General features: G+C 66.8%; 24 protein-coding genes and 1 tRNA gene. 14 read left to right on the top strand and 11 right to left on the bottom strand.

The genetic code is table 11. The features are described from left to right. Nucleotides 1-15: 15 nt before the first annotated feature. Genes ACFWO8_RS18725 through ACFWO8_RS18715 form a run of 3 tightly spaced genes read right to left on the bottom strand, consistent with a single transcriptional unit; the run spans nt 16 to nt 6,319 of the window. Entirely contained in the window at nt 16-4,377 is a 4,362-nt protein-coding gene (locus tag ACFWO8_RS18725) for a type I polyketide synthase (RefSeq protein WP_378952366.1), read from the bottom strand. After that, entirely contained in the window at nt 4,374-4,640 is a 267-nt protein-coding gene (locus ACFWO8_RS18720; protein WP_378952363.1) for an acyl carrier protein, read from the bottom strand. The genes ACFWO8_RS18725 and ACFWO8_RS18720 overlap by 4 nt, the downstream gene beginning before the upstream one ends. An 11-nt stretch (nt 4,641-4,651) precedes the next feature. Next, nucleotides 4,652-6,319, bottom strand: a complete 1,668-nt coding sequence (locus tag ACFWO8_RS18715) for a fatty acyl-AMP ligase (RefSeq protein WP_378952360.1) — start codon at nt 6,317-6,319, stop codon at nt 4,652-4,654. 250 nt (nt 6,320-6,569) lie between these two features. Between ACFWO8_RS18715 and ACFWO8_RS18710 the strand changes: the two genes are divergently transcribed. Next, complete coding sequence (locus tag ACFWO8_RS18710; protein ID WP_378952356.1) at nt 6,570-7,013, top strand: MarR family winged helix-turn-helix transcriptional regulator; 444 nt, start codon at nt 6,570-6,572, stop codon at nt 7,011-7,013. A 140-nt stretch (nt 7,014-7,153) separates the two neighbouring features. Here ACFWO8_RS18710 and ACFWO8_RS18705 read toward each other — a convergent pair whose 3' ends face one another. The 4 genes from ACFWO8_RS18705 to ACFWO8_RS18690 all read right to left on the bottom strand — a co-directional run bounded on the left by ACFWO8_RS18705 (nt 7,154) and on the right by ACFWO8_RS18690 (nt 9,849). Continuing rightward, on the bottom strand, nt 7,154-7,777 hold the full coding sequence (locus ACFWO8_RS18705) for an MBL fold metallo-hydrolase (RefSeq protein WP_378952353.1): 624 nt from the start codon (nt 7,775-7,777) through the stop codon (nt 7,154-7,156). After that, nucleotides 7,774-8,859, bottom strand: a complete 1,086-nt coding sequence (locus tag ACFWO8_RS18700) for an S-(hydroxymethyl)mycothiol dehydrogenase (RefSeq protein ID WP_378952350.1) — start codon at nt 8,857-8,859, stop codon at nt 7,774-7,776. The genes ACFWO8_RS18705 and ACFWO8_RS18700 overlap by 4 nt, the downstream gene beginning before the upstream one ends. Nucleotides 8,860-8,917: 58 nt before the next feature. Beyond that, on the bottom strand, nt 8,918-9,136 hold the full coding sequence (locus ACFWO8_RS18695) for a three-helix bundle dimerization domain-containing protein (RefSeq protein WP_378952347.1): 219 nt from the start codon (nt 9,134-9,136) through the stop codon (nt 8,918-8,920). A gap of 62 nt (nt 9,137-9,198) precedes the next feature. Then, entirely contained in the window at nt 9,199-9,849 is a 651-nt protein-coding gene (locus tag ACFWO8_RS18690) for a TetR/AcrR family transcriptional regulator (RefSeq protein WP_378952344.1), read from the bottom strand. A gap of 155 nt (nt 9,850-10,004) precedes the next feature. Here ACFWO8_RS18690 and ACFWO8_RS18685 point away from each other — a divergent pair, with 155 nt between their 5' ends. From ACFWO8_RS18685 to ACFWO8_RS18655, 7 genes are all read left to right on the top strand, one after another. After that, on the top strand, nt 10,005-12,038 hold the full coding sequence (locus ACFWO8_RS18685) for a CocE/NonD family hydrolase (protein WP_378952341.1): 2,034 nt from the start codon (nt 10,005-10,007) through the stop codon (nt 12,036-12,038). Nucleotides 12,039-12,151: 113 nt separating this feature from the next. After that, nucleotides 12,152-12,328 (top strand): hypothetical protein, encoded by a 177-nt coding sequence (locus ACFWO8_RS18680; protein ID WP_378952338.1) that lies wholly within the window; start codon nt 12,152-12,154, stop codon nt 12,326-12,328. A 277-nt stretch (nt 12,329-12,605) separates the two neighbouring features. After that, nucleotides 12,606-13,271: a rhomboid-like protein gene (locus ACFWO8_RS18675; protein ID WP_378952335.1), complete on the top strand. Its 666-nt coding sequence runs from the start codon at nt 12,606-12,608 to the stop codon at nt 13,269-13,271. Nucleotides 13,272-13,292: 21 nt separating this feature from the next. Further along, nucleotides 13,293-14,297 (top strand): YdcF family protein, encoded by a 1,005-nt coding sequence (locus ACFWO8_RS18670; RefSeq protein ID WP_378952332.1) that lies wholly within the window; start codon nt 13,293-13,295, stop codon nt 14,295-14,297. Nucleotides 14,298-14,412: 115 nt separating this feature from the next. Further along, nucleotides 14,413-15,315, top strand: coding sequence for a metal-dependent hydrolase (locus ACFWO8_RS18665; RefSeq protein ID WP_378952329.1), 903 nt, complete (start codon nt 14,413-14,415; stop codon nt 15,313-15,315). Beyond that, a complete protein-coding gene (locus tag ACFWO8_RS18660; protein WP_378952326.1) occupies nt 15,312-16,406 on the top strand; it encodes a PDR/VanB family oxidoreductase in 1,095 nt (364 codons plus the stop codon). Before ACFWO8_RS18665 ends, ACFWO8_RS18660 begins: the two co-directional genes overlap by 4 nt. Nucleotides 16,407-16,449: 43 nt before the next feature. Then, nucleotides 16,450-18,222 (top strand): SDR family oxidoreductase, encoded by a 1,773-nt coding sequence (locus ACFWO8_RS18655; protein WP_378952323.1) that lies wholly within the window; start codon nt 16,450-16,452, stop codon nt 18,220-18,222. Between the two features lie 6 nt (nt 18,223-18,228). Here the strand turns inward: ACFWO8_RS18655 and ACFWO8_RS18650 are convergent, their stop codons facing one another. Beyond that, nucleotides 18,229-18,732, bottom strand: a complete 504-nt coding sequence (locus ACFWO8_RS18650) for a hypothetical protein (RefSeq protein WP_378952320.1) — start codon at nt 18,730-18,732, stop codon at nt 18,229-18,231. A 146-nt stretch (nt 18,733-18,878) separates the two neighbouring features. Here ACFWO8_RS18650 and ACFWO8_RS18645 point away from each other — a divergent pair, with 146 nt between their 5' ends. Continuing rightward, nucleotides 18,879-19,883 (top strand): zinc-binding dehydrogenase, encoded by a 1,005-nt coding sequence (locus tag ACFWO8_RS18645; RefSeq protein ID WP_378952317.1) that lies wholly within the window; start codon nt 18,879-18,881, stop codon nt 19,881-19,883. Between the two features lie 387 nt (nt 19,884-20,270). After that, nucleotides 20,271-20,344 (top strand) — tRNA-Ile (locus ACFWO8_RS18640). Nucleotides 20,345-20,673: 329 nt separating this feature from the next. Here the strand turns inward: ACFWO8_RS18640 and ACFWO8_RS18635 are convergent. Further along, nucleotides 20,674-21,465, bottom strand: a complete 792-nt coding sequence (locus tag ACFWO8_RS18635; protein WP_378952314.1) for a thioesterase family protein — start codon at nt 21,463-21,465, stop codon at nt 20,674-20,676. 174 nt (nt 21,466-21,639) lie between these two features. Between ACFWO8_RS18635 and ACFWO8_RS18630 the strand changes: the two genes are divergently transcribed. After that, nucleotides 21,640-22,281, top strand: a complete 642-nt coding sequence (locus tag ACFWO8_RS18630; RefSeq protein WP_378952311.1) for a TetR/AcrR family transcriptional regulator — start codon at nt 21,640-21,642, stop codon at nt 22,279-22,281. Here ACFWO8_RS18630 and ACFWO8_RS18625 read toward each other — a convergent pair. Further along, nucleotides 22,253-22,708, bottom strand: coding sequence for a winged helix-turn-helix transcriptional regulator (locus tag ACFWO8_RS18625; RefSeq protein WP_378952308.1), 456 nt, complete (start codon nt 22,706-22,708; stop codon nt 22,253-22,255). The genes ACFWO8_RS18630 and ACFWO8_RS18625 overlap by 29 nt on opposite strands. Before the next feature lie 127 nt (nt 22,709-22,835). Between ACFWO8_RS18625 and ACFWO8_RS18620 the strand changes: the two genes are divergently transcribed. Next, complete coding sequence (locus ACFWO8_RS18620) at nt 22,836-23,726, top strand: aldo/keto reductase family oxidoreductase (protein WP_378952305.1); 891 nt, start codon at nt 22,836-22,838, stop codon at nt 23,724-23,726. Nucleotides 23,727-23,758: 32 nt separating this feature from the next. Here the strand turns inward: ACFWO8_RS18620 and ACFWO8_RS18615 are convergent, their stop codons facing one another. Further along, nucleotides 23,759-24,352: a TetR/AcrR family transcriptional regulator gene (locus ACFWO8_RS18615; protein ID WP_378952302.1), complete on the bottom strand. Its 594-nt coding sequence runs from the start codon at nt 24,350-24,352 to the stop codon at nt 23,759-23,761. 126 nt (nt 24,353-24,478) lie between these two features. On the opposite strand from ACFWO8_RS18615, the gene ACFWO8_RS18610 reads away from it, so the two are divergent. Beyond that, nucleotides 24,479-25,498: an aldo/keto reductase gene (locus ACFWO8_RS18610; RefSeq protein ID WP_378952298.1), complete on the top strand. Its 1,020-nt coding sequence runs from the start codon at nt 24,479-24,481 to the stop codon at nt 25,496-25,498. 137 nt (nt 25,499-25,635) lie between these two features. After that, a complete protein-coding gene (locus ACFWO8_RS18605; RefSeq protein ID WP_378952293.1) occupies nt 25,636-26,211 on the top strand; it encodes a TetR/AcrR family transcriptional regulator in 576 nt (191 codons plus the stop codon). Nucleotides 26,212-26,256: the final 45 nt, after the last annotated feature.

The raw sequence follows: 26,256 nt of genomic DNA, 5'->3' as shown, positions 1-26,256 counted from the left end.
CGGACTGGATCGGGCCTAGTGGTCGACGAGGTCCTGCGCGGAAATCAGGGCGAGTTCCTCGGCAAGGGTGGTGACGGTGTCGCGGATCTGAGCTTCGGTGTGGCAGGCCGTGACGAAGAAGCGGAGTCGGGCCAGGTCTTCCGGGACGGCCGGGTACAGAATCGGATTGACGTTGATCCCGCGGCGCAACAGCGCGGTGGACAGTTTCAGCGTCTTCATCGAGTCGCCCACAATGCACGGGATGATCGGGGTGTTGCGGCTGTCGCCGGTATTGATGCCTGCCTCGCGGGCAAGGCGCAGAAAGAGTTCCGAGTTGCGTCGCAGGCGGTCGAGTGGCTCGCGGTCGGCCCGCAACAGCCGCATCGCGGCCAGGGAGGCGGCGGCGTTCATCGGTGTCATTCCGACGCTGTAGACGAAGCCGGGGGTGGTGTATTTCAGGAACCGGATCAGGTCAGCGCTGCCGGCCACATAGCCACCGCAGCCCGCGAGCGCTTTCGACATCGTGCCGGACCACAGTTCGACGTCGCCGCGGTCGACATCGAAGTATTCGCCGATGCCACCGCCGGTCTCGCCGAGCACCCCGACGCTGTGCGCCTCGTCGATCATCAGCAGTGCCTGGTGCTTGTTCTTGATCTCGATGATCGCGGGCAGATCGGGGATGTCACCGTCCTGGCTGTAGACGCCTTCGATGAGGATCAGGACTCGGCGGTACTGGTGACGGATTTCGGTCAGCAACGCGTCGAGGGCGGCGTGGTCGTTGTGGGGGAACGGTCTGCGGGTCGCGCCGGACAGTTGGCAGCCCTGCAGGATGCTGTCGTGCGCCAGGCTGTCGTGGATCACCAGGTCTTGGCCTCCGACGAGATGACCGATGATCGTCACGTTCGTCGAATGACCGCCGACCAGCGCGATCGCGTCCTCGGTGCCGAGCAGGGCGGACAGTTCGGCCTCGAGTTCACGATGGATCGGCTTCTCGCCGGAGAGCAGTCGGCTGGCCGAGACCGAGCTGCCGTAGCGGGCCACGGCGTCTTGAACGGCGGCGACGACCGCGGGGTGGCCCGACATCCCCAGGTAGTTGTAGCTGGCGAAGTTGACCACCTGGTTGCCGCCGATGAACGAGGTATCCCTGGTGACGCCGTCGTTGATCAGGAAATACGGGTTGGCCAGGCCGAGCGCTTCGCCGCCTGCGAGCCGGTCGGCGATGGCCCGCACCTCGGCGAAGTCGGCGATCCGGTATTCGGGGGCGACAGTGGTCGGTCTGGTTTCGGTTGTGGGAGTGGTGGTTTCGGGCGTGCGGGGCGCCGGCGCGTTTCCCTCGGCGGGCGAATCGGTGAGCTGACCGGTCAGGTGCGCGATGATGTCGCCCAGTGTCGTTGTCCCCGTGATGCGGGTCGGGTCGATGGTCGTGCCGGGGAGTTTGCGTGCCAGACCGGCGAACAGGTCGGTCAGCATGAGCGAATCGAGTCCGAGGCCGTCCCCGAGTGTCCGGGTGTCGTGCAGCCGGTCGGCGGGAAATCCGCTGACCCTGGCCAGTTCCGCGCGGACGATGCCCGCGACGGCGTCCGGGGTGGGATCGCGGCGCGCGGTGCCGGTGTCGAGGTGTGGGCCACGTGCCTCGGCCGGTGCCGCCAGCAGGCCGGCCAGCACCGCGTTCTGTTCACGGAAGAGTGCGATCAGTGGGTCGATCATTGTTCCCTCGGTATCTGCTTGCGCCGGTGCGGATTTCGGTGTGCGCGCCGAGGCGCCGACTTCGCTGACAGCGGGTGGCTCCACCCAGAATCGGTGCGCGACGGAGAACTCGTACACCGGCAGACGCCGACGCACGCGCTGTGCGGGTTCGTAGAGTTCGTTCCACACGGGGTCGAGACCGTCGCAGTAGAGCGCGGCGACAGTAGCGGCGAGTTCCTCGCCGGTCGCGCTCGGGCCGGGGCTCGGAGACAGGTAGCGGGCGTCTAGTTCGGGGTTGATCTTGCGCGCCGACGCGGCGAGGACGCGGCGGGGTCCGATCTCGACGAGGTGCGTCGGGTCCGTACCGAGCGCGGCCTGCACGGCGTCGCCGAAACGGACTGTGGCGCGGACGTGTTCGGTCCAGTATTCGGCATCCATCACCTCGTCGGGGTCGAGCGGTCGGCCGTGCACGGTCGAGTAGATCGGCAGGGCGGCGGCGCGGTAGGCGCAGGTACTGGCGACGGCCTCGAACTCGGCCAGCATCGGCGCCATCAGCGGACTGTGGAACGCGTGTGACACGGTGAGCGGCTTCGCGATCACCGAACGCGTGCGCAGCGCCGAACGGATGCGGGTGAGCGCCTCGGCGTCGCCGGAGAGAACGAGATCTTCCGGGCCGTTGACGGCGGCGAGCACCACAGCGGGTTCGGCGCTGAGCAGGTCGGCGATCCGTTCTGGCGTTGAGCGCACGGCCAGCATCGCGCCGCCGGCGGGCAGACGTTGCATCAGCCGCCCCCGCGCGGTGACCAGTTTGCAGGCGTCGTCGAGATCGAAGACGCCCGCCACCGCGGCGGCCGCGAATTCGCCGATGCTGTGCCCGATCAGCCACGCGGGCCGCACGCCCAGGTCGGCGAGCGTCTTGGCGATGGCGTATTCCATGGCGAAGATCGCGGGTTGGGCGAGCGCGGTGGGGTCGAGGTCGGCGTGCTCGTCGAGCAGTAGCTCCTGGACCGAGCGGCCGAGGTGGTCGGCCATGGCGGCGTCGACCAGCTCGAGCGCGCGCCGGAACCCGGGGCTCGCCTCGTGCAGAGTGCGCCCCATCCCGGGGAATTGCGACCCCTGGCCGGTGAACATCCAGCCGACACGCACCGGCCGCGCGAGGCCCTGAAGTTCGCGACGCGGCCTGCCCACGTGTTCGCGCGCACCGTCACCGGATGTCGCATCGGCGCGCAACTGCGCGATCGCCTCGTCGCGGTCGTCGGCGACGACGGCGAGCCGGTAGCGGCCCGACGACTTCACCTGATTGCTGGTCCAACAGAACTGGGCAAAGTGGTTCTGCGGCAACGACCGCAATGCCTCGGACATCCGAATCGCGTTGCGCCGTAGCCCGTCTTCGGTGTTCGACGAAAGGGTGAGCACTCCCACCCCCGATGCCGCGGGCGTTGCGGCGGTCCTTGCGCTCGCCAGCACCATGTGCACATTCGTGCCGCCCAGGCCGAAGCTGCTCACACCACAGAGCGCGGGTCCGTCGAGGGGCAGGGGATCGGCCAGTAGACGCAGGCCTTGCTGCGCCATCTGCAGGCGCGGATTCTCCTGATCGGCGAACCTCGACGGCGGGACGACACCATGGTGCAGGCTGAGGACGGCTTTGATGAGCCCGGCGACACCCGCGGCGCCCTCGGTGTGGCCGAGGTTGCCCTTGATGGATCCGATGCCGCACGGCCGCGCCCGGTTGTTCGCGTGCAGCTTGCCCAACGCCTTGACTTCGATCATGTCGCCGAGAACAGTTCCGGTGCCGTGCGCCTCGATGAAGTCGATGTCATCGGCACGTACCCCGGCCCGCTGATAGGCCGCACCGATCACCGTCTGCTGGGCCCACCGGTTCGGCGCGGTGATGCCGTTGCTGCGCCCGTCGGAATTGACCGCGCTGCCCTTGATCACCGCGTAGATCGGCAGCCCCGCGGCCTCGGCGTCGGCCAGGCGGCGCAGGACGAGCACCGCGACGCCTTCCCCGCGCACGATCCCATCGGCGTTGCCGCTGAACGGTTTACACCGCGCGTCCGGCGCCGACAGCCCAGCCTGGGTGTAGAACACGCCGACGGCCGGAGTCAGCACGAGATTCACGCCGCCGGCGACAGCCTGGTCGCAATCGCCCGCCGCCAGTGCGGCGCACGCGAGATGCACCGCGACCAGTGACGACGAGCATGCCGTGTCGACCGCGATACTCGGCCCCGCGAGGTCGAACTGGTAGGACAGCCGGTTGGCGGTCATGAAGTAGCCGTTGCCGGATCCGTGCTGCGGGGTGATCGCGGCGTAGTCGCTCATCTGCAGGTTGGCCCATTCGTTGGCCATCACGCCGACGTAAACCCCTGTCCGCGAGCCGGACTGCGCGCGAGGATCGAGCGTGGCGTCCTCGAAGGCTCGCCAGGTGGCCTGCAGCAGCAGGCGTTGTTGCGGGTCCATCGACTCGGCCTCGTGGGAGGTGATGCCGAAGAATTCGTGGTCGAACGCGTCGGCGTCGTCGATGAATCCGCCGCTGCGGGTGTTGATGGTGCCGGGCGCGCCGGTCGGGTCGTGGAAGTCGTCGGCGTTCCAGCGGCTCGACGGTACTTCCGAGATCGCGTCGCGACCGTTGATCAGCAGCTGCCACAACCGCGCCGGGTCGGCGGCGTGGGGGAAGCGGCAGTCGAGGCCGACGACAGCGATGTCGGTCATGCCGCGACGGCGGTTTCCGCGGCGAGGTAGGCGGAGATGGCCGTGATGGTGGGGTATTCGAAGACCAGGGTCGGGTCGATGTCGAGCATCCAACGGTCTTCGATCTCGCCGCACAGGGCCACCGCCGACACCGAGTCCATGCCGAGTTCGGCGAGCGGGATCGTCGGGTCCACCTGGTGCTGTGCGCGTTCGGTGTAGTCGGCGACGCGCTCGATGAGCCAGTCCTGGATCGTCGTGGAGTGGGTGATGGTGGTGCTGAACATGTTTCGGCTCCTCAGCGGGTCGCGGTCGATGATCGGCTCATGGCCGGTTCGAGATCTTCGTGCAGGACGGTCGCGATGGTGTTGTCGAGGAAGGCCTCGCGCATCGAGGCCCGTTGGACTTTGCCGCTGGTGGTGCGGTGCACGGATCGGCTTTCGATGAGGACGACGCTCGGGGCGGGCACATCGAAACCGCGAGCGACCGCGATCTTGATCGTCGAGGTCAGCTCGGCGAGGGTGGTACCGCGCAGCATCGCTGTCTTGACCCCCTGCACGACGACGAGTCGCTCCCGGCCACCGGCCTCGACGGAGACGGCGACGCCGGTGGTGAGCGCGGGGTGCAGCTGCTCCACCACTTCCTCGACATCCTGCGGGTACAGGTTTCGGCCGTTGATGATCAGCAGGTCCTTGAGCCGTCCGGTGACGAACAGTTCGCCGCCGCGCAGCATTCCGAGGTCGCCGGTGCGCAGGAACGGCCCTTCGGCGCCGAGATACGCGTCGAAGGTGTGGCGGGTCTCCTCGGGCCGGTTCCAGTAGCCCGCGGCGACGCTGTCGCCGCGAATCCAGATCTCGCCGACGGCGTCGTCGCCGGCCTGCTGCCCGGTGTGCGGGTCGACGACGCGGACGGTGAGGCCGGGCGCCGCCTTGCCGCAACCGACCAGCACGCTGTCGGTACCGTCGACGATCTGCGGCTGCGCGTCGATCGCTGCGGCGGTGGCCAGCAGCGTCGCCTCGGCCAGGCCGTAGGCGGGCAGCAGTGCGGTCGGGCGCCACCCAGCGGGGGCGAACCGTTCGCGCACCGCGGCGATGGTCCGTGCGCGGACCGGTTCGGCGCCGCACAACGCCACCTCGAGGGTGGACAGGTCGAGGGCGGCCAATTGCTCGTCGGTGACGCGCTTGGTGATCAGTTCATAGGCGAAGTTCGGGGCGGCGGTGCAGGTTGCGCGGTACTTGTCGATCGTCTGCAGCCAGCGCACGGGGCGTTTGAGGAAGGTGGTCGGCGACATGAACACCAGGTTCGCGCCGGCGTAGATCGAGGCGAGCAGCGATCCGATCAGGCCCATGTCGTGAAATTGCGGGATCCAGGTGACGCCGGTCGAGGCGTCGCTGATCCCGATCGACGTGGAGATCGCGGCCTCGTTGTGCAGGAGGTTGCCGTGGGTGACGACGACGCCCTTCGGCGTGCCGGTCGAGCCGGACGTGTACTGCAGGAACGCGATGGTCCCGGTGTCGATATCGGGCAGGCGCCACGCATCGGGGTCACCGAGCTGCTCGTCGGTGGCCACCACCGCCGCGGTCGTGGCCGCGGCGACCATCGGCTGGAAGTTGGCGGTGGTGAGAACCAAGCGGGCACCGGAGTCGGCGATGATGCCGGCCACCCGTTGGGTGCTGCGCTCATCGTGGGGCAGCGGCGCGGGCACCGCGATGACGCCCGCGTAGAGGCAGCCGAGGAAGGCCCGCAGGAAAGCCATACCGTCCAGGTAGAGCAGGACGACGGGTTCCGCCGATTCCGGGCGGTCGGCCAGCCACGCGGCGAGCGCCCTGGCGTCGCGATCGAGTTCGGGGTAGGTGACGATCTCCTCGACCAGCTCGCGCCCGGCCTCACGCAGGTAGGTGTAGGAGCGTGTCTCTCCGTACGTGTGAACCTGGTGCCTGACGTGGTGCACGTAACTGGGCTGCATGCGGCCGTTCCTTCACAGGGGAGAAAGTCATAGGGGATGACTATGACTATCCGCTCTCTGTGCCGGTGGAGATAGTGCCCGCGGGTATCACCCAGCTAACCCGGGGGGTGGCATCTGTGCACCCTTGGTGGAAGTCGAACCCGCGACTCAGGCGACCGACGCACTGACAGCGTTGTTGCCCCTCATGAACCTGCGGACAAGATCTATCATTGACGACGAAGTGTCTGCGTGGACGAAGTGAGAGGCCAGGATGTCTACACCCGACGACGACCCGAGCGCGATCTTTCGCCGGTACCTGAGTTCGGTGGTGCTGCATGCTCAGGCGGGCGCGAAGGCGGTCGATCTGCACGCGACCGACCTCTACGCACTGAATATCCTCGAGCTGAACGGTGCGATGACACCGGGGGAACTCGGCACTCGTACCGGACTCACCACCGGCCCGACCACCCGTCTCGTCGACCGCCTCGAGCAGGCCGGATACGTGCGCCGCGGTGCCGACCTGAGCGACCGGCGTAAGGTCATCGTCGAACCGATCGACCAGCCTGCCGAGTTGGACAAGGTACTTGCCCCCGCCCGGCGCCGGATCGGCGAGATCATCGCGAGCTATACCCCGGCGCAGCGCGAAGTGCTCTTCGACTATTTCGCGCGCGCGGCCGTGGCCTACCAGGAGTCCGTGGCCGATCTTCGTGACTGAGGTTCACGGGTGGGGGTTTCGCGGAAGTCAGTGCGGTAATCGACTATCCGCACACGATCGAGATCACCAGGCTCTCCGGTTGGATTTCCGGGCGAGAAAACGCACAGGAGAGCCTGGTGACCGGCGGGCCGGTTCAGTGATCAGTGTCCGCGGGCGATCCAGTCCGCGAGCGCGGGCCGCTCCGTGCCGATGGTGGTGGTGTCGCCGTGGCCGGTGTGGACCGTTGTCTCCTCGGGGAGGGTGAGCAGGCGATCCCGGATCGAATCGATGATCGTGTCGAAGTCGGAGAACGAGCGGCCGGTGGCGCCGGGGCCACCGGCGAAAAGGGTGTCGCCGGTGAACAGGGCCGCGAGATCGGGGACATGCAGCGAGACCGAGCCGGGGGAGTGGCCGGGGGTGTGCAGGATGTCGATATCGATGCCCGCCACGGTGATTCGCGCAGTGTCCGCCAGGGAACGGTAGTCGGCACTCGGGTGGGTCATGCGCCAGAGTGGCTCGTCACCGGGGTGGAGGAGGACGGGAGCGTCGAGGCGCTCGGCCAGTTCCGGGGCGACGGTCACGTGGTCGTTGTGGCCGTGGGTGCACAGGATGGCGGTGACCTGACGGTTCCCGACCGCGTCGGCGATGGCGTCGGCGTTATGGGCGGCATCGATGACGAGCACCTCGTCGTCGTCACCGATGAGCCACACATTGTTGTCGACATCCCAGCTGCCACCGTCGAGCGCGAAAGTGCCCGAGGTGACCACTCTTTCGATGCGGGTCACCAGACCACCACCGAACGCAGCACCTTGCCCTCGGCCATCGCGGCGAACGCCTGCTCGACCCCGTCGATGCCGATCCGCTCGGTGACGAACCGGTCCAGCGGCAGTCGGCCCTGACGGAAGAGATCGATGAGCATCGGGAAGTCGCGTTCGGGCAGACAGTCGCCGTACCAGGACGATTTCAGCGCGCCGCCGTGCGAGAACAAGTCGATGAGCGGCATCTCCAACTTCATGTCCGGTGTCGGGACACCGACGAGGACGACCGTGCCCGCCAGGTCGCGCCCGTAGAACGCCTGCTGCCAGGTTTCCGGGCGGCCGACCGCGTCGATCACCACATCGGCACCGAAATCGCCGGTGAGTTCCTTGATCCGCTCGACCACGTCTTCGCTGGTCGCGTCGATGGTGTGGGTGGCACCGAAGTCCTTGGCCCAGTCCAGCTTTTGCTGATCACGGTCGATGGCGATGATCGTGCCCGCACCGGCGAGACGCGCACCGGCGATGGCCGCGTCACCCACGCCGCCACAGCCGATCACCGCGACGCTGTCGCCGCGCGAGACGTTCCCGGTGTTCATGGCGGCACCGATCCCGGCCATCACGCCACAGCCGAGCAGACCGGCGACGGCCGGGTCGGTCTCGGAATCGACCTTGGTGCACTGCTTTTCGTGCACGAGGGTCTTGTCGGCGAACGCGCCTACCCCGAGCGCCGGGGTGAGCGGTGTGCCGTCGGTGAGCGTCATCGGGACGCTGGCGTTGTGGGTGTCGAAGCAGTACCAGGGGCGCCCGCGTCGACACGCACGGCATTCGCCGCAGACCGCGCGCCAGTTGAGGACGACGAAGTCACCCTCGGACACATGGGTTACGGCGGCGCCAACGGACTCGACCACTCCGGCGGCCTCGTGACCGAGCAGGAACGGGAACTCGTCGTTGATCCCGCCCTCGCGATAGTGCAGGTCGGTGTGGCACACCCCGCAAGCCTGGACGCGGACGACCACATCGTGAGGTCCCGGATCGGGAATTACGATGTCGACGGTTTCGACCGGCGCGTTCTTCGCGCGGGCGATGACTCCGCGAACGGTGTCTGGCATGCGGACCTCCTCATGGTTGGCGTGGTCTACGTCAACGCTAGCGGGCCCGCCCGCCCGATCAGTCCGGGATGGGTGGGATCTCTCCTGTCGGACTGCCGAGTTCTTCCTTCACGTGGTGCTCCACGAGCAACGGAACATAGTCGCGGATGTGCACTTTCCCGAACGCGTCGTAGACCTTGTGCACGATGTCGGCCAGCTCGGCGGGTGCGATGGTCGGGTATCGGATGATCAACCGCTCGATGACCTCGTCGAGTTGGCGGTTCTCGTGAGTCGTCATATTCCACGGTTACCCGGAGACGACGTCGATCAACGGGTCGGCGCCTAATCGAGTTGACGTCCTTACCTGCCGTCCGGGCCGATCCGTGTCAGCACCGCGTTGACCACCAGGCACGCGCTGTCGACGACATCGGTCAGCGGTTGGCGGTATTCGTCGAGCACCCACTTCTGGGCGATGATCACGATGGCGCCGACCAGGCCGAGCAGCACGGTGCGCACGCTGACGGCGGGATGGGTTTCCAGGTCGACGTGCGGGGTGAACAGGGCAAAGCAGATGTCGACGATGGCGTCGAGAACGCTGTGGTAGGCCCGGTCGACGGCGGGGCTCACGCCGAGGATCTCGAAGAACGCGATCCGGGGCACCCGTGGGTCGTCGAGGATGAGCTGGAAGTACGCGGTCAGGGCGACGTGCACCTGGGTGTCGATGTCGGCGTCGGTCTCGCGAAGGCCGGTATGGATCGCCTCGATCATCCTGGCGGCGGTCTCGCGGTACACCTCGAGCAGCAGATCCTCACTGTCGGTGAAGGATTCGTAGAAGTAGCGTTTGCCGACGCCTGCCGCCGCGCAGATCGTGGTGACTGTGCTGTTGCGGTAGCCGTCGGTGCCGAAGGCGTCGGTAGCCGCTTCGATCAGCCGGGCGCGGCGTTCCTGCTGACGTTGTCCCGGTGCGGCGCCACGGTATCGGCGGCCGTCGTCGAGTTCGGGCGCTGTCACAGTGCCAATTCTGTCAGGCGGCGGCCGCGTGGTGCGCGCGGGCGCCGATCGAGGATTGCCCAGAACATGTTCTTGCGATCGAACGTGACCCACGCTACGTTACTTCCCGGTACGGGAACGTTGTGGTTCCCGATGGTCGAGGGGTGAACCGAAGCATGATCACACATCGCGGGCGGCTGGCTGCGCTGGTCGCATCCGTCGTTGTCTTGGCAGGCGCCGTCGCATCCGCACCGGTCGGCCAGGCATCGCCGAACGCCGAGGGTCTCGACGCTCAGTTCATCGCCACCCATAACGGTCCGCAGCAATACCCCAACGTCTTCATCGAGTGGGACGTGCCGATCACGATGAGTGACGGCACCGTATTGAAAGCCAACGTCTATCACCCAGCCGGTGCGGACGGTCAGCCGGTCGCCGAGCCGACACCCACCATCGTCAACATGACCCCCTACACCAAGCTGGTCACCAACATCGCGGACTCGGCACTCGCGGTGCCCGGCCTGTCGGATCTGCTGATGCCGGTGCTGCAGAACCTGGACTTCACGCCGTTCGGTTTCAGCAGTCTCAGCGACATGATGAACGCGCTGCCCGGCGGCGCGGCCCGCACCTTCGGCGTCGACCGGAACCTGATCCGCGGTGGCTACACCCAGGTGGTCGTCGACGTGCGCGGCACCGGCTTCTCGCAGGGCACCTGGCAGGTGTTCGGTGAACGCGAGCAACTCGACGGCGTGGAAGTCGTCGACTGGGCGGCGAAGCAGGGCTGGTCCGACGGCAAGATCGGGATGAGCGGCATCTCCTACTCGGGGATCAACCAACTGCAGACCGCGCAGCGTCATCCGGAAGCGCTCAAGGCGATCTTCCCGGTCGTGCCCGGTAGCGACCTGATCCGCGATGTCGCGGCCCCCGGTGGCGCGCTCGGGATCGGGTTCATTCCGGCCTGGCTGCTCGCTGTCGACGGCGCGAAACTGCTGCCCGACATGGTGTCTGTGCTCACCGGCAAATTCGACTGGGTCTGGCTGCGCGACCGGGTGCGCGACCCGTTCACCTTCTTCAATGTGCTCATCGCCGCGCTGACCACGCCGAGCATCGAGCAGATCCCGCCGGAGATGGCCGCGATCCTCGACGACGAGAGCCCACTGCGGAAGGCCTGGGTCAGCTCGCCCGAACAGGTGCAGGTGCCGACCTTCCTCTACGGCGGCTGGCACGACATCTTCACCTACTCCACCCCGCGCATCTACAACGCGGTGAACGTGCCGGCCGAGCAGAAGAAGCTCGTCATGGACGACGTCTACCACGTGACGGTGAGCTCGGGCATGGGCCAGCCGGGGGCGCCCGCGCCACTGGAATCGTTGCAGCGCGCGTGGTTCGACAAGTGGCTCAAGGGCATCGACAACGGCATCGACCGCTACGACCCGGTCACGTTGTGGCAGCAGGGAAGTGACCAGTGGACCACCGACGTCGCCTTCCCGCGGCCCGGCATGCAGTACCGGCGGATGTATCTCGACGCGGCCTCCTCCGGCACCGCGCCGGGCGCTCGCCACGACGGCAGCCTGCGCACCGCTCCTGGTGCCGCACAGCGTGTTTCGGTGGACCCGAGCCTGACCACCATCTGCTCGCGTGATGCCGCGCAGGGCACAGCCGGACTGGTGCCGCTACCCGATATCTGCGCGAAGGACGCCCGGATCAGCGAGGGTGCCGCGCTCACCTTCACCACGGCGCCGGTGACCCAGCCGACGAGGATCTCCGGGGCGATCGCCGCACACCTGAACACCGTGCTCGACGCCACCGACGGCTACTGGACCGTGACCGTCAATGATGTAGCGCCGGACGGCACTTCGACGGTCTGGTCGCAGGGCCAGCTGACAGCGTCACTGCGCGCGATCGACGAAGGTAAGGCGACCCGCTCGCCGAACGGCGACTACACCGACCCGTATCCGTACCTCACCCTGGATACCCGTCAGCCGATCGTGCCCGGCGAGCCGACGACGATCGACATCGGAATCCGCGCCACCGACGGTGTCCTGCTGCCGGGCCACCGCCTGCGCGTCGACATCTTCGCGGGCAACTTCCCCAGCGGAATCCCGTTGCGCCCGTTGCTGAACGAAAGCGGCCTGCGCACCCAGCACCTCGAGCTGGACCCGTCCCGCCCGAGCTGGATCAACGTCCCCCTCGACACCGATCCCGGCTGGTGACCCGGCTCGACCAGCCGCCCGGCAGACCACGAGACGATCGATAAGTCGGGCACCCGGGTAAACGTCGGCGCCTGCGCCCGCCGCGAGATGGGCGCAGGTGACGGCGTCGCTGCATGGCGAACCCGGGTTCAGCCGCGGCCGAGGGCGCTGGCCAGTTCCTGCTTGTTCATCTTGGAGCGGCCGTCGATATTGCGGCGCCGGGCCTCCTCATAGAGCTGATCGCGGGTCTTGCCGCTGCCCTTGGCCTGCTGACCGCCACGTCGCTGCGCGGCACTGCCGGATCGCGATGACTTGCCCGATCCCTTGGTCTCGCCGTGCTCGGCGCGGGTCTTGTTGACCGTCCGCGCGGCGATTTCCTCAGCCCTTTTCTCGCTGCGGCCACGGTCGCGCTCAAGATTTCTTGATGTCTTTGTACTGACGTTCGCGCTTGTCGCTCCACGCTTGCTGGGGCATCGGCTGCTCCTGTCGTCTCGGGATGTCGCCTGTGGTGGACGCCTACCCGGGGATCGGCCGAGGAAACAGGACGACAGCAATGCCCTGGCAATTCTTGCCTGGCACACTGTTCTGGTGGGCGTACCGGGCAGGACGGCGAACCGCCTATGGCGGTGGATCCGCAGCGCGCCCGGCACCTATCTGTGGCTGACCGCCCTCGCCGTCACGACGGTGATCATCGATCTCCTCCCACCCGATGAAGCCAGACAGTGGCTCGATCACCGGTCGACCAACCTGCACCACCTCGGTCAAGATCCCCTGCGGGTGCTGATCACCAGCGCGTTCTGGACCGACGGCGGCGGATGGCTCGCCTACGCAGTGCTGTTCACGCTCTTTCACGCCAATGCCGAACGCTGGCTCGGCACGCTGCGCTGGCTCGTGGTCGTCGTGCTCGCGCACGTGGGCGCCACCTATCTCAGCCAGGGCGTGGTGCTGTGGGCGATCCGCAGCGAGGACGCGCCCGAACGGGCGATGTACATCCTCGATGTGGGCGTCAGCTACGGGCTGGCCGGTGTCGCCGCGGTGCTCGCCTATCGGTTCGTGACGCCGTGGCGCTGGGTGTACGTGGTCGCGGTGCTCGCGGTGGTGGTTCCGCCGATCTTCATCGACCGCACCTTCACCGATATCGGGCATGCGAGCGCGGCCGCCATCGGTTTCGCCTGCTACCCGCTGACCCGAGGTCGCGGGCGACGGTGGGATCCCGGTGTACTGCTGAGGCGGCGGTCCACCGTCGAGCGTTGATTGCTCACTAGGGTGAAGCTGGTGATCTTGCTGGCGATAGGTGTGGTTCTGCTCGGTGTGTTCGCGCTGCGCTTCCGTCAGGAGCGGCGCCGATTCAGCAACGGCGTGTTGCTGCTGCTCGGAATTCTGTGTGCCGGCGCCGCGCTGATCGGCTCGGGCGCCGAAGGGGCCGGGCCCGAACTGCTCGTCTTCTTCGCGCTCGCGTTGTCGCCGCTGCTGGTGCTGGTGCTGGCCGGACTGCTGATGCTCAACGGCGTGGTGATGTCGCGCCGCGAGGGTGTGCGCCTGGCGAACCTGCTCTCGTTCGGACTCGGTGTCGCGCTGCTGATTCCGTACGCACTGCTGGTGGTGGCGGTGATCGCGGAATGGACGGTGTTCGGGGTGTTGTTGCTCGCGGTCGTGCTCGTCGCCGCCTACCTCGGCTTCGTGCTGGTCGCGTTCCTGTTCTATTCGGTCGTCTACAGCTGGGTGACCCGCACCGACGACGCCGTCGCGATCGTGGTGCACGGCTCCGGTCTGCTCGGTGACCGGGTCCCGCCGCTGCTGGCGAGCAGGCTCGACCGAGCGCTGGGTATCTGGCGTACCGACCGTGCGCACGGTCCGTCGCCGCTGCTGATCACCAGCGGCGGCAAGGGTTCCGACGAGAAGGTCGCCGAAAGCACCGCGATGGCCGCCTACCTGGTCGAACACGGCGTGCCCGACGAGGAGATCCTGCGGGAGGACCGCTCGACGACCACCCGCGAGAACTTGCTGTTCAGCCGGGAATTGCTCGCCCGGCGCGGGATCGAGAGCCGCATCCTGCTGGTCACCAGCAACTTTCATGTGCTGCGCACCGCGCTGCTCGCCCGCTCGGTCGGGCTCGACGCCCAGGCCGTCGGCGCGCCGACCGCGCGCTACTACCTGCCCAGCGCCATCCTGCGCGAATACGTCGGGATTCTGGCCGAGCACAAGGCGGTCAATGCCGTGATGTGCGCGTTGCTGGTGGCGGCGCCGGTCGCGCTGGCGATCTTCGGTGAAGCGAAGTGACAGATTTAGGTGTTACGTAAAGTTATGGATAGTTGTATCATCGGGACTACCGAGTGGGGCGCAACGTCGCGACCTGGTGCACGGAGGTTCGTGCGCGGTTGATCGAGGAGTACCGATGAAGTTATTTCCTTGGGGGAGAGAAGTCCCGGACACTGATCCGGGCGTTGTGGCGTTGCATGCCCGTAATGTCGCTTTCGACTGGTCGGGTGTTGACCTGCAGTGGATGTCGGCAGAGCCGATCGCCAGTCACCTGATCAGTGCGTTGAACATGCTGCTGCCCGAGGGCGAGCGCATGTTCATCGAGACCTATCGCGAGGCATTGCCCTACGTCAAGGACGCGAAACTGCGCGAGGACATGCTCGGTTTCATCGGGCAGGAATCGATGCACGCGCAGACTCACGCGAAGGTGCTCGAGGATGTGTTCGTCGGGCACGGTGTCGACATCGCCCCGTATGTGAAGCAGATGGAATACCTGTTCCGTATCTCGCTGGGATCGCGCGGTGGCGACGATCGCGCGGGTCGGCAGATGCTGGTCGAACGGGTCGCCTTCATCGCCTGTCTCGAGCATTTCTTCGCCTGGCTCGGCGATTGGATTCTCAACGCCGACCTGGAGAAGTTCGGGGGCGACCCGCGGATGCTCGATCTGTTCCGCTGGCACGGTGCCGAGGAGGTCGAGCATCGCAATGTCGCTCATGACGTCGCGGAGTACTTCGGGGTCGGGTATGTCCGGCGCTGTGCGGCGATGACCCTGGTGTTCCCGATCTTCATCGTCTTGCTGGTGCGGGGGGCTCGATTCCTTGTCCAGCAGGATCAGCAGTTGCCCGATTACGGATATCCGCGGGTGATCGCCGGTGTGTTCGGCGCGATGTGGCGTGGGGCGCTGCCCGGCGTGCCTTCGCTGCTGCGCAGCGCGCTCTCGACCTTCCAGCCCGGGTACAACCCGGAGAGCGTCGGCTCGACGGCGCAGGCCCTCGCCTACCTGGCGGCCTCGCCCGGTGCCCGCGCGGCAGCGTCGTGACCACTCGCGAACTCCCCGCCGATCTGTATGGCAAGGACCGCCACGACCAGGCGGTCAGGATCCTCGATGCCGTCGCCTCCGCCCGCCTGCGCTGGGCCGCCTTGGTCAACCGCCGTGATCTGCGACCACGGGTCGAAGATCGCCGCCTGCCCGTGGTGGTGACCGAACGCCGGATCGAAGCGCACGACCAGGACGTGGTGAGCCTGCGCCTCGAGTCGCCCGACGGCCGGGTCCTGCCGCGCTGGCGGCCCGGCGCGCACCTCGACCTCGAATTGCCGTCGGGCCGGTTGCGGCAGTACTCGCTGTGCGGCGACCCCGCCGACGCGCGTGCCTACCGGGTAGCGGTGCGCCGGATTCCCGGCGGTGGCGGCGGCTCGATCGAGGTGCACGACGCACTGCCGGCCGGCAGTCGATTGGTGGTACGCGGGCCACGCAATGCCTTCCCGTTCGCGGTGCCAGGGTACGGATCACCCTCGCAGCGACTGCATTTCATCGCCGGTGGCATCGGCATCACGCCGATTCTGCCGATGGCCCGGCTCGCGCACCGCCTCGGTGTGCCGTGGACCCTGGTGTACAGCGGGCGCAGCCGCGACACCATCCCGTTCCTGGCCGAGATCGAGAGCTTCGGTGCGAATGTCGTCGTGCGCACCGATGACGAACACGGTCTGCCCGCCGCGGCGGATCTGCTGGCAGGCGTCGGTCCTGGCACCGCGGTCTACGCGTGCGGCCCCACCCCGATGACCTCGGCGATCGTCGCCGCGGTGCGCGAGATGGGCGAAGTGGAACTGCATTTCGAGCGGTTCTCGCCACCGCCGGTCGTCGACGGCACACCGTTCGAGCTCGAATTCGCCTCCAGCGGTGCGGTAGTCACCGTCGACGCCGACCGCACCGTGCTCGACACCATTCTCGATACGCGCCCCGACCAGCCCTATTCGTGCAGGCAGGGCTTCTGCGGCACCTGTGTGGTGCGGGTCAGGTCGGGCGAACCAGACCATCGCGAGACCGTGCTCTCCGCTGACGACCACGCCGAGGGTGCCATGCTCGCGTGTGTATCTCGTTCTCGCGGTGAGCGATTGGTGCTCGACCTATGAATTCCTTCGGGGACAACTCAGTGGACAGGGAGTCCGACAGATCATGACGAACGACAGCCCGCAGCCCGTGAATCAGCGCACCGTCCGCAGCGGCGATTTCGACATCGCCGTGTTCGAGTACGGCGACCCGACCGCCGACACCATCGTGCTCGTGCACGGCTGGCCCGACACCCATCACCTGTGGGACCGGGTTATTCCGCTGCTCACCGAGCGTTTCCACGTGGTCGCCTACGACACCCGTGGTCACGGTGAATCCACCCGCACCCAGCGCACCGACGACTTCCGTCTCGACGAACTCGCCCGCGATTTCTACGCCGTGATCGACGCGGTGAGCCCCGACCGCCCCGTGCACGTGCTCGCCCACGACTGGGGTTCGGTGCAGGTGTGGGAAGCGGTGTGCGAGCCGCAGGCCAGCGCGCGCGTCGCCTCGTTCACCTCGGTTTCCGGCCCCAACCTCGACCACCTCGCCAGCTGGGTGCGCGACCGGCTCGCCCGCCCCACCCTGCGCAATGTGTGGCAGCCGATGACCCAGCTCGCCTCCTCGGCCTACACCTTCTTCTTCATGACGCCCGGGCTGCCGCGCGCCACGTTCAACGCCATCGGCACCGAAAAGGTGTGGCAGCGCGCGGTTTCCATCATGAACGACACCCCCGCCGCCAACGTGAAGCTCGGCCCGACGTTCCGCCGCGACATGGTCGACGGGCTGCTCATCTATCGCGCCAACATCGTGGCGCGCATGCTCTCCCCGCGTGAGCGTCGCACCGAGGTCCCGGTGCAGTTGATCGTCGCGGGCCGCGACGTCGCCGTGCGGCCCGCGGGTTACGACGATTCGGCCAAGTGGACCGACCGGCTGTGGCGTCGCGACGTCCCCGCCGGGCACTGGATGCCGTTCTCCCATCCGGAACTCCTCGCCACCGCGACCACCGAGCTGATCGACGCGCTCGACGGGGCCGGCGTATCGCGTGGGCTCGCCAGGGCCGAGGTAGGTACCGCGCAAAGGGAATTCGAGAACAAGCTGGTGGTCGTCACCGGTGCGGGTAGCGGCATCGGCCGGGAGACCGCGCTGGCATTCGCGCGGCTCGGTGCCGAAGTGGTGGTCTCCGATGTCAACGAGCTCGCCGCCAAGGCCACCGCGGAGCTCGTCGCTTCGGAAGGTGGTGTGGCGCACTCCTATTCGCTGGACGTGTCGAACGAAGACGCGGTGCGCGCGCATGCCGACCTGGTGATCGCCGCGCACGGCGTGCCCGATGTGCTGGTCAACAATGCCGGTGTCGGTCAGGCAGGCGGGTTCCTCGACACTCCGTCGGAGGAGTTCGACCGTGTCCTGCGGATCAACCTCGGCGGTGTCGTCAACGGCTGCCGGGCTTTCGGCGCGGCGATGGCCGATCGTGGGCTCGGCGGGCACATCGTGAACCTGTCCAGCATGGCCGCCTACAGTCCGCAGCGCGATATGGCGGCCTATGCCACCAGCAAGTCGGCGGTGTTCATGTTCTCCGACTGCCTGCGTGCCGAACTGGCCGACCGCGGCATCTCGGTGTCGACCGTGTGCCCGGGCATCGTGCACACGAATATCGTTGCCACCACCCGTATCTCGGGTGTCTCCGCCCGAGAAGAGGCGGCCGCGCAGCAGAAGTTCGACAAGCTGTACGAGCGCCGCGGCTACACCCCCGACCGGGTGGCGGCGCAGATCGTGAAGGCGGTGCGGACCGGGCGCGACATCGTGCCGGTGACACCGGAATCGTGGGTGCAGTACCGGATCAACCGGATCGCACCCGGCGCGGTGCGGTTGGCCGCACGCCGGATGAAGCTCGTCTGAGTCGGCTTACGCCCGGCGCAGTTGCTCCGCCACGGCGGCAACGTGCCGGGCGTCCACGCCCCATGGGTCCTCGACGCCGACCTTCCGGTCCAGGTCCCACAGCACACACTCTTCGTCGGGTTGGGCCACCATCGACCAGGCGACCACGGTGCGGCCCAGTTGTTCGACCATGGTGCCGTGACTGTGCGTACTCTCCCCGACGCCCTCGGGGAAATGGTGCAGGAAACGCCCGTACGCCTGCTCGCAGAAGCTGGCGTAGAGCTGGGTACACAGGATGAAGCCGTGCCACGCCTCGTCGACCGCGTGCGAGGGCATCCCGATCACCTGATCGTCGCGAATGGCGGCACCGCAGCACCGCAACCATTGGCGCAGACCGGTTTCCACGAGATCGCGAGGTTGCCAGGGCGAGGTCTTGAAGATCGCCTCGGGGAAACGCAGCGCGGCGACGGTGCGGTCGACGGTGGGGAGGTCGACTTGCCGTCTGCCGGGCCGGGAAAAAGAGAACGCCACAATTCACTGTAAGGCCACCCGGCGGTGGGAGTAGCAGCTGCGGTGGCGGCTCATGATCATGTGACCTACGTCCTAGTGCACTTGACCTGAACCCCGCTCGAGGTTTCATCCTTGACTTGTTCGGTCAACGCCACGAAGGAGTCACCATGCGTGCAGTGCAGGTCAAAGAATTCGGTGGGCCAGAGGTCCTGGAGGTGCTGGACTTGCCCGCACCACAACCGGATTCGGTCGAAGTAGTCGTCGACGTCGAGGTCGCCGACGTGATGTTCCTCGACACCCGGCTGCGCAGCGGGTGGGGTCAGGACTACTTCCCGCTGAGCCTGCCCTACGTTCCCGGTGGGGCGATCGGTGGTGTGGTGAGTGCGGTCGGCGCCGAGGTCGATCCCCGCTGGCTCGGCAAGCGCGTAGTCACCGCGACCGCAGCCAGCGGCATCGGCGGGGGCCTGCCCATCGGTGGCTACGCCGAGAAATCCCTTGCCAAGGCCGCCACTTTGACCGAGATCCCCGACGAACTGACCACCGAGCAGGCCGTCGGCCTCGCGCACGATGGCCGCACCGCCCTGGCGGTGTTCGACAGGGCTGCGGTGCAACCGAATTCGTGGGTGCTGATCACCGCCGCGGCGGGTGGGCTCGGCACGCTGCTCATCCAGCTGTCGATCGCGGCAGGTGCACACGTTGTCGCCGCGGCCCGTGGTCCGGAAAAGCTCGCGCTCGCAACACGATTGGGAGCGACTGAGGTGGTCGACTACTCCGTCGAGGGCTGGGCGGAGCACGTTCGCGAGATCACGGGTGGGGGAGCGGCCATCGTCTTCGACGGAGCGGGTGGCGAGCTCGGCGGTGCGGCGTTGGCCGCCGCTGCCGACAACGGACTGTTCCTCGGATATGGCGCTGCCGCAGGAGAGTTCGCAGACGGAGACACCGATGGCGCAGTAGCACGGGCTGTCACGGTGCTGGGACTGTTCGACATCGTCGGCAAGGACGTCGACTGGGTCGACATCACGTCCCGGGCTCAGGCGGCGGTAGCGGAGGGTGCGCTGGAAGTGGTGATCGGGCAGACGTTCCCGATCGACCAGGTGCGGGAGGCTCATGCCGCGATCGAAAGCCGCTCCGCCCTCGGTCGTACCTTATTGACGGTCGGCGCGTCATTGTAACTTGTTATGCGCCGCAACGGAATACACGTTAAGTTATGTTCTGTGCAGGGACTGATTATCGTCGCAGTGATCGCTGCGGTTCTGTTGTTGGTAATAGGAGTGATCAAGTTGGCCAGCAACCCAGGGGACAACATCGACCGTCGCGATCGCGAGGTTCGATTACGGGGAGGCCAGCGAGCGAAAAGCTCGTAAACCCCTACCCTCGGGTGCAGCACCACGACGGCGATCGGCCGCCGCGTCTTCCTCGGAACCCGCGACCCCGATCGCCGTTTCTGCACCCAGTCAACCCGCATCACCCAGCCGCCGCGACACGACCGCCGCGCCAAGTGGTCAACCCCGCACTCCGCCGGGTACCATGCGACTCGCCCGCGGAGACCCCCGCGGCGAGGGGCGGTAGCTCAGTCGGTTAGAGCCGCGGACTCATAATCCGCTGGTCGTGGGTTCGAGCCCCACCCGCCCCACTTACCCCCTCTGAACTGTGGATATGTTCTTTTCGCCGGAGCGCGACAACGGCCCCTCAGCATGTTTACACGCCGCGTCCGCTGACGCCCGATGTCGTCGCGGGCCTCGATCCTGAGGCGGAAATCTCCGATCTGGAGGACGACATCATCGAAATCGACTACTCGCGTTGACCGTTCGATCGCGCAGCAGGGCCTCGGTGGGGCGGAAAGGCGGCCATCCACTTCCCGCTCGGCCCAGTGATACCGCCGCAGCGCGGGCAGCGGCATGCATGCTGGTCGCATTCAGCACAGGCTGCCGTGCGGTCCGTTGGGTGGGGATTCCGGCGCGGTTATTGCTGTGGGCGAACGGTCAGAATTTGTTGGGCTACTCCCACTGGGCCATGGGTGTCGTGCAGGACGGTGCTGGTCAATCCTTGCCCCGCCTGGCCGAACGTCACGGCGGTGTCGAGGCCGGTCCAGGTGCCTTCGGGTTGCCGGTAGAGGTGGATGGTCAGGTCCAGGTTGGGGAACATCCACTTGGTGGGTTCCTGCCGTACCGCGATCCCGTTCGCGGTATCGACCAGCGCGATAAATGTCGCCAGCGGATCGGCCGATTCCGCGGCGACCAAGTCCACCGGTGAGTGCACCCACGCGGTGGTCCGTCCGGGCTGGGGCACGCCGACGGGGCGGGTATCCACCGAGGCGATGTACCCGCCGGGCCATACCGAGGTCAGCGGCCAGGACGCCAACGACTCGGGTGCCGGGAGTCGGTCGGGCTCCCCGCCCGCGACACTGTCACTGTCCTGGCTGCTCAGCATCCAGGCGCGCGCGGAGACGACGTCGCGTCCGGCGATGGTAACTGTCGCCTCGACCAGTTCGATGGTGCGCCCGGGGCGGATCGTGCGGACCGTGATCTCGAATTCGTCGCACGCTATCCGGCCCAGGATGTCGAAGCTGATCCGGCTCATCACCAGCGCAGGACGTTGTTCGTGTGTTCGCGTGCGCTGGATCTCGTGGACGATCAGGCCGCCGAGCGGGCTGAAGTGCTGCTCGGCGGTGTCCCACGCGCCGCCGGCGTGCACTGTCGGCGCGAAACGGTGGGCGCCGACTCGGTGAAAGTAGGCGGACGCGGGAACAGTCATATCCTTCACATTTCTCAACCTATCGGTCGAGTTTTGATCGATCAAGTCGAATTGCCGTCCAAGCGGTTGGTGGTAGCCGAGCCGAGGCTGTGGGTGGGTCGACCAATCGACCTCTCGGTCTATTCGCGCGAAACGCGGTAGGCCCTTCGGTGATCACCTCGATAGGATCGGGCGATGACTTCGAGCACGGACGAGAGCGTCGCGCCTGCCGGGCGCGCGGAGCGGCGGCGCGATCGGCGCAAGGCGGAGATGATCGTCGCCGCGTTGCAGATCCTGTCCGGCGTCGGTTACCAGGGGATGCGGTTCGAGGACGTCGCCGAGCGCTCCGATATCGCGAAAGCCACTCTCTACCACTATTTTCCGAGCAAAGACGCGTTGGTCTCCGCCGCATTGGAGAAACTGACATCTGACGTGCTCACGCACCTGAGCAAGGCCCTGGACGCTGCCTCGACACTGTCCGCGACCGAGCAGCTACGCGACCTCATCGCCGAGCAGTTGCGTGTCCTGACAGTGCTGTATCCCGAAGTGGGCAAACTGTTCTCGTTCCCCGCACCCTGGCCCGAGCAGCACAGCGAATCCATCAAGACCATGCGTCGGCGCCACGATCGGATCTTCCGGGAGGTCATCGACGGCGGCATCGCGTCGGGCGAGTTCGACTGCCCGGATCCGTCGGTCGCACTGCACTGCCTACACGGCATCTTGAACCACGCCTCGATCTGGCTACGCCCGGACGCCGACCCCGAGGGCCGAACCCGCGACGCCGTCGTCGAGCAATCACTGCGGCTGTTCACTCGGCCCCAGACAATCGCGACCTGACCAGAGTGTCGTGGCTTTCGCGGTTGGCCAGCACCTCGGTCATGTGCGTCTGGGCCCAGGCTCTGAGGCCGCGCGTCATGTGGTGGAGCGAGAGGCCGAGATCGGTCAACTCGTAGGTGACGGTGACCGGGACGGTCGGCGTCACGGTGCGAGTGAGTAAGCCGTCACGTTCGAGGGATCGCAGTGTTTGCGTCAGCATCTTTTGGCTGACACCCACCAGGAGGCGAGAGATCTCGGAGTAGCGCATCGCCTTGGGGGCGTCTGCCGCACCGGGAACGGGCGAGCCGTCGCCGCCGAGCGCGCAGAGGATCAGGACGACCCACTTGTCGGAGATTCGGTCGAGTAGTTGGCGGCTGGGGCACGCCGCCAGGAACGCGTTGTATTCCACCTTTGCCTGCGCCTTCTTCTGAGCCGCCGTCTGAGTCACGGATCGTGCCTTCCTTCGGGTGGGTTACGCACTCCAAAGTGCCTACTTCCTCACGGGAAGTTACTCTCCGATACTGGTCCACGGAGGCGGAAAGCGCCACCCTCGAGCGAACGACGAAGGGCACCACGTGAGTACATCTGCGTCTTCTCTTCCCGGCGGCACCTGGGCCATCGGCGACCTGACGGTCACCCGGTTCGGCTACGGTGCCATGCAGCTCGCCGGCCCGTGGGTCATGGGCCCGCCTGCCGATCACGACGGTGCGCTGGCCGTCCTGCGTGCGGCCGTCGAACTGGGGATCACCCACATCGACACCAGTGACGCCTATGGGCCGCGGATAACCAACGAGCTGATCCGAGAGGCGCTTCACCCTTATCCCGATTCGCTGCACATAGTGACCAAGGTGGGCGCGAACCGTGACGCACAGGGTGGCTGGCCGGTAGCCCGGCGACCCGAAGACCTGCGCAAGCAGGTCAACGAGAACCTTCAGGCGCTCGGGGTCGAGGTGCTCGACCTGGTCAACATGCGGATGGGTGACGCCGAAGGGCCGCAGCCGGGTTCGCTCGCCGAGGCGTTCGAGACTCTCGTCGAGCTCCAGCGGGACGGTCTGATTCGCCACCTCGGGGTCAGCAACGTCACCACCGAGCAGGTCGCCGAAGCGCAGGGCATCGCCCCGATCGTGTGTGTGCAGAACATGTACAACCTCGCCCACCGCCACGACGATGAGCTCATCGACCGGCTCGCCTCCGAGGGCATTGCGTATGTGCCGTTCTTCCCGCTCGGCGGGTTCAGTCCGCTGCAGTCCTCGGCGCTCTCGGCAGTCGCCCGCCGCCTGGGGGCGACGTCGATGTCGGTCGCGCTTGCCTGGCTGCTGCAGCGTTCACCGAACATTCTGCTCATCCCCGGTACGTCGAAGGTGCCGCACCTGCGTGCGAACGTCGCAGGCGCCGGCCTCTCCCTCGCAAATGAGGACTTGGCAGAGCTGGACGACCTCACCCGCCCGGCCGACCCCCAGCTGTGACAGTGGACCGCACGTCACGAAGATCGGATGGTCTAGGGCTCGTTTCGTTGCGTCGACTTCGCGCTCAGCCCCGCGATGAGTAGGGCGACCATTCGGCGCGGGTTGTAGCGGGGTGTGCTGCCGCCGATGCAGAGGTTGCCGGCGGCGCGGAGGAGTTCGTAGGGATCGGTGCCGGGGTGGATTTCGCCTGCGGTGGTGGCGGCGGTGAGCAGGTTGGCGCAGGTGGGGACCAGGCGGTCGAGGAAGTAGGTGTGCAGGGTTTCGAAGGTGGTGGCGTCGGACTGAAGTGCTTCGGCCAGGCCGTGTTTGGTGGTGAGGAAGTCGGTGAAGAGGGTTATCCACTCGCCGAGTGCGGCGTGGGGGGAGCTGTGGGTGGACAGGAGGGCCGGGCCCGCTTCGGCGCATGCTTCGACCTGGTGGCGATAGACGGCGACGATGAGGTCGGCTCGGGTGGGGAAGTGGCGGTAGATGGTGCCGACGCCGACGCCTGCCCTGGTGGCGATCTCGCGGACGGGGACATCGACGCCGGAGGCGATGAAAGCCGCCGCGGCGGCGTCGAGTAGCGCTTGCTGGTTGCGCCGGGCGTCGGCGCGTTTGCGCGGTGCCTCGGCCGGGTTGTCGACCACGGTCGCGAAACCTCCCTCTTGGCAAACGGAACAGTGTTCCGTATGTTGATTAGCGGAACATCGTTCCGCTTGGTTGAGGATGCCAGAATCGGCGAGCCGAACCAAGCTCATCTGGGAGGAACCGCCATGCAGTACCGCACTCTGGGTCGTACCGGCGTTCAGGTCAGCACGCTCGTGCTCGGCGCGATGAACTTCGGCAAGCTGGGAAAGTCCACGCAGGACGAGGTCACCGCCATGATCGACGTCGCCATCGACGGCGGCATCAACCTCATCGATACCGCCGACATGTACGGCCAGGGCGAATCCGAGGAACTGGTCGGTAAGGCCATCGCGGGCCGCCGCGACGACATCGTGCTGGCAACGAAGGCGAGCATGCCGATGGGCGAGGAGCGCAACCATCGCGGCGGATCACGCCGCTGGCTGACCACCGCGCTCGACAACAGCCTGCGCCGACTCGGCGTCGACCACGTCGATCTCTATCAGATCCACCGCTGGGACCCCGAAACCAGCGACGAGGAAACCCTCTCGGCGCTGACCGATCTGCAGCGCGCAGGAAAGATCGGCTACTTCGGATCCTCGACGTTTCCCGCCTACCGCATCGTGCAGGCGCAGTGGGCCGCCAAAGAACACCACCTGAGCCGCTACGTCACCGAACAGCCCGCCTACTCGATCCTGCAGCGCGGCATCGAAACCCACGTCCTGCCGGTCACCGAGGACTACGGCCTCGGCGTGCTCGCCTGGAGCCCACTGGCCTCGGGTTGGCTCTCTGGTGCGATCCGTGCCGACCGTGAAATATCTACCAGCCGTTCAACATTCATGCCTGACCGCTACGACACCGCCATCGCGGCCAATCATGCCAAGATGACCGCCGTCGAACAACTCGCCAAAGTGGCCGACCAGGCAGGCCTGACTCTGATTCAACTCGCACTAGGTTTCGTCACCGCCCACCCGGCTGTGACCAGCGCGATCATCGGCCCACGCACCATGGACCACTTGCACTCTCAACTGGCCGCGGCCGACACCGTATTGTCGGCTGAGGTGCTCGATGCCATCGATGCAATCGTCGCCCCCGGCGTCGACCTCGCGCCGCACGAAAAGCATGACACCCCACCATCTCTGCTCGACGCCTCCCTGCGTCGCCGCTGAATTCCGACCCTTCGAGACCCGGTGGAACAAGTGGCGATGGGTGGCAGGACGGGCTGATCGGCGCATGTCTTGCGGATGTCCGCGGGGACCGGCCGAGGTATTTGACTTACAGTTACAGAATAACTACGGTCGGACCCGTGGCACGGACAAAAGGCTTTGACCCCGACGATGCGGTCGCGAAAGCGATGGAGGTGTTCTGGCGTAAGGGATTCGCCCGCACCACGCCGCAGGATCTCCTCGATGCGATCGGCATCGGCCGGGGCAGTCTGTACAACGCGTTCGAGGGCAAGCGTGATCTGTTCGATCGGTCGCTGCGCCTCTATCAGGCGAAAGAAGCTGCGCGGATGATCGATCTCCTCGACGGCCCTGGCTCGCCGCGGGATCGAGTGCATACCGCGCTCACCATGGTCCTCGACGCCGCCTGCGCCGACTCCGAACGTGGCGGTTGCCTGGTCACGAATACTGCCATCGAACTAGGTGACGACGACGATGTCGGCCTGCTCGTGCGGCGCATTTTCGACCGCCAGCACGAGGCTTTTCGGGGTGCCGTCGAGGAGGGGCAACGCGCTGGGGAATTCAGCGCGGACCTGGACTCGCGAACCGCCGCCACCTTCTTGTTGACCACTATCAACGGTATGCGGGTGCTGGCGAAGGCCGACCCGCGTCCTGCCCGGCTCGCCGGATTGGTCGAGACGGCAATGCGCGCACTGTAGCCCACTGACCGGCTCAATTGTCGACCGTCAGCTGGAGTTGTGTGC

The organism is Nocardia sp. NPDC058480 (assembly GCF_042720495.1).
Taxonomy (GTDB): domain Bacteria; phylum Actinomycetota; class Actinomycetes; order Mycobacteriales; family Mycobacteriaceae; genus Nocardia.
Note: the sequence above shows the minus strand (reverse complement) of the source record. Positions and strands in the feature narration are given on the sequence as shown.

Bases quoted from the DNA above. Each gene is read 5' to 3' on its own strand.
- ACFWO8_RS18630 (WP_378952311.1), top strand. From the start codon at position 21,640: ATGACTTCGAGCACGGACGAGAGCGTCGCGCCTGCCGGGCGCGCGGAG.
- ACFWO8_RS18685 (WP_378952341.1), top strand. From the start codon at position 10,005: ATGATCACACATCGCGGGCGGCTGGCTGCGCTGGTCGCATCCGTCGTT.
- ACFWO8_RS18700 (WP_378952350.1), bottom strand. From the start codon at position 8,859: ATGCCAGACACCGTTCGCGGAGTCATCGCCCGCGCGAAGAACGCGCCG.
- ACFWO8_RS18720 (WP_378952363.1), bottom strand. From the start codon at position 4,640: ATGTTCAGCACCACCATCACCCACTCCACGACGATCCAGGACTGGCTC.
- ACFWO8_RS18695 (WP_378952347.1), bottom strand. From the start codon at position 9,136: ATGACGACTCACGAGAACCGCCAACTCGACGAGGTCATCGAGCGGTTG.
- ACFWO8_RS18610 (WP_378952298.1), top strand. From the start codon at position 24,479: ATGCAGTACCGCACTCTGGGTCGTACCGGCGTTCAGGTCAGCACGCTC.
- ACFWO8_RS18655 (WP_378952323.1), top strand. From the start codon at position 16,450: ATGACGAACGACAGCCCGCAGCCCGTGAATCAGCGCACCGTCCGCAGC.
- ACFWO8_RS18645 (WP_378952317.1), top strand. From the start codon at position 18,879: ATGCGTGCAGTGCAGGTCAAAGAATTCGGTGGGCCAGAGGTCCTGGAG.
- ACFWO8_RS18725 (WP_378952366.1), bottom strand. From the start codon at position 4,377: ATGACCGACATCGCTGTCGTCGGCCTCGACTGCCGCTTCCCCCACGCC.
- ACFWO8_RS18635 (WP_378952314.1), bottom strand. From the start codon at position 21,465: ATGACTGTTCCCGCGTCCGCCTACTTTCACCGAGTCGGCGCCCACCGT.
- ACFWO8_RS18710 (WP_378952356.1), top strand. From the start codon at position 6,570: ATGTCTACACCCGACGACGACCCGAGCGCGATCTTTCGCCGGTACCTG.
- ACFWO8_RS18715 (WP_378952360.1), bottom strand. From the start codon at position 6,319: ATGCAGCCCAGTTACGTGCACCACGTCAGGCACCAGGTTCACACGTAC.
- ACFWO8_RS18665 (WP_378952329.1), top strand. From the start codon at position 14,413: ATGAAGTTATTTCCTTGGGGGAGAGAAGTCCCGGACACTGATCCGGGC.
- ACFWO8_RS18680 (WP_378952338.1), top strand. From the start codon at position 12,152: ATGGCGAACCCGGGTTCAGCCGCGGCCGAGGGCGCTGGCCAGTTCCTG.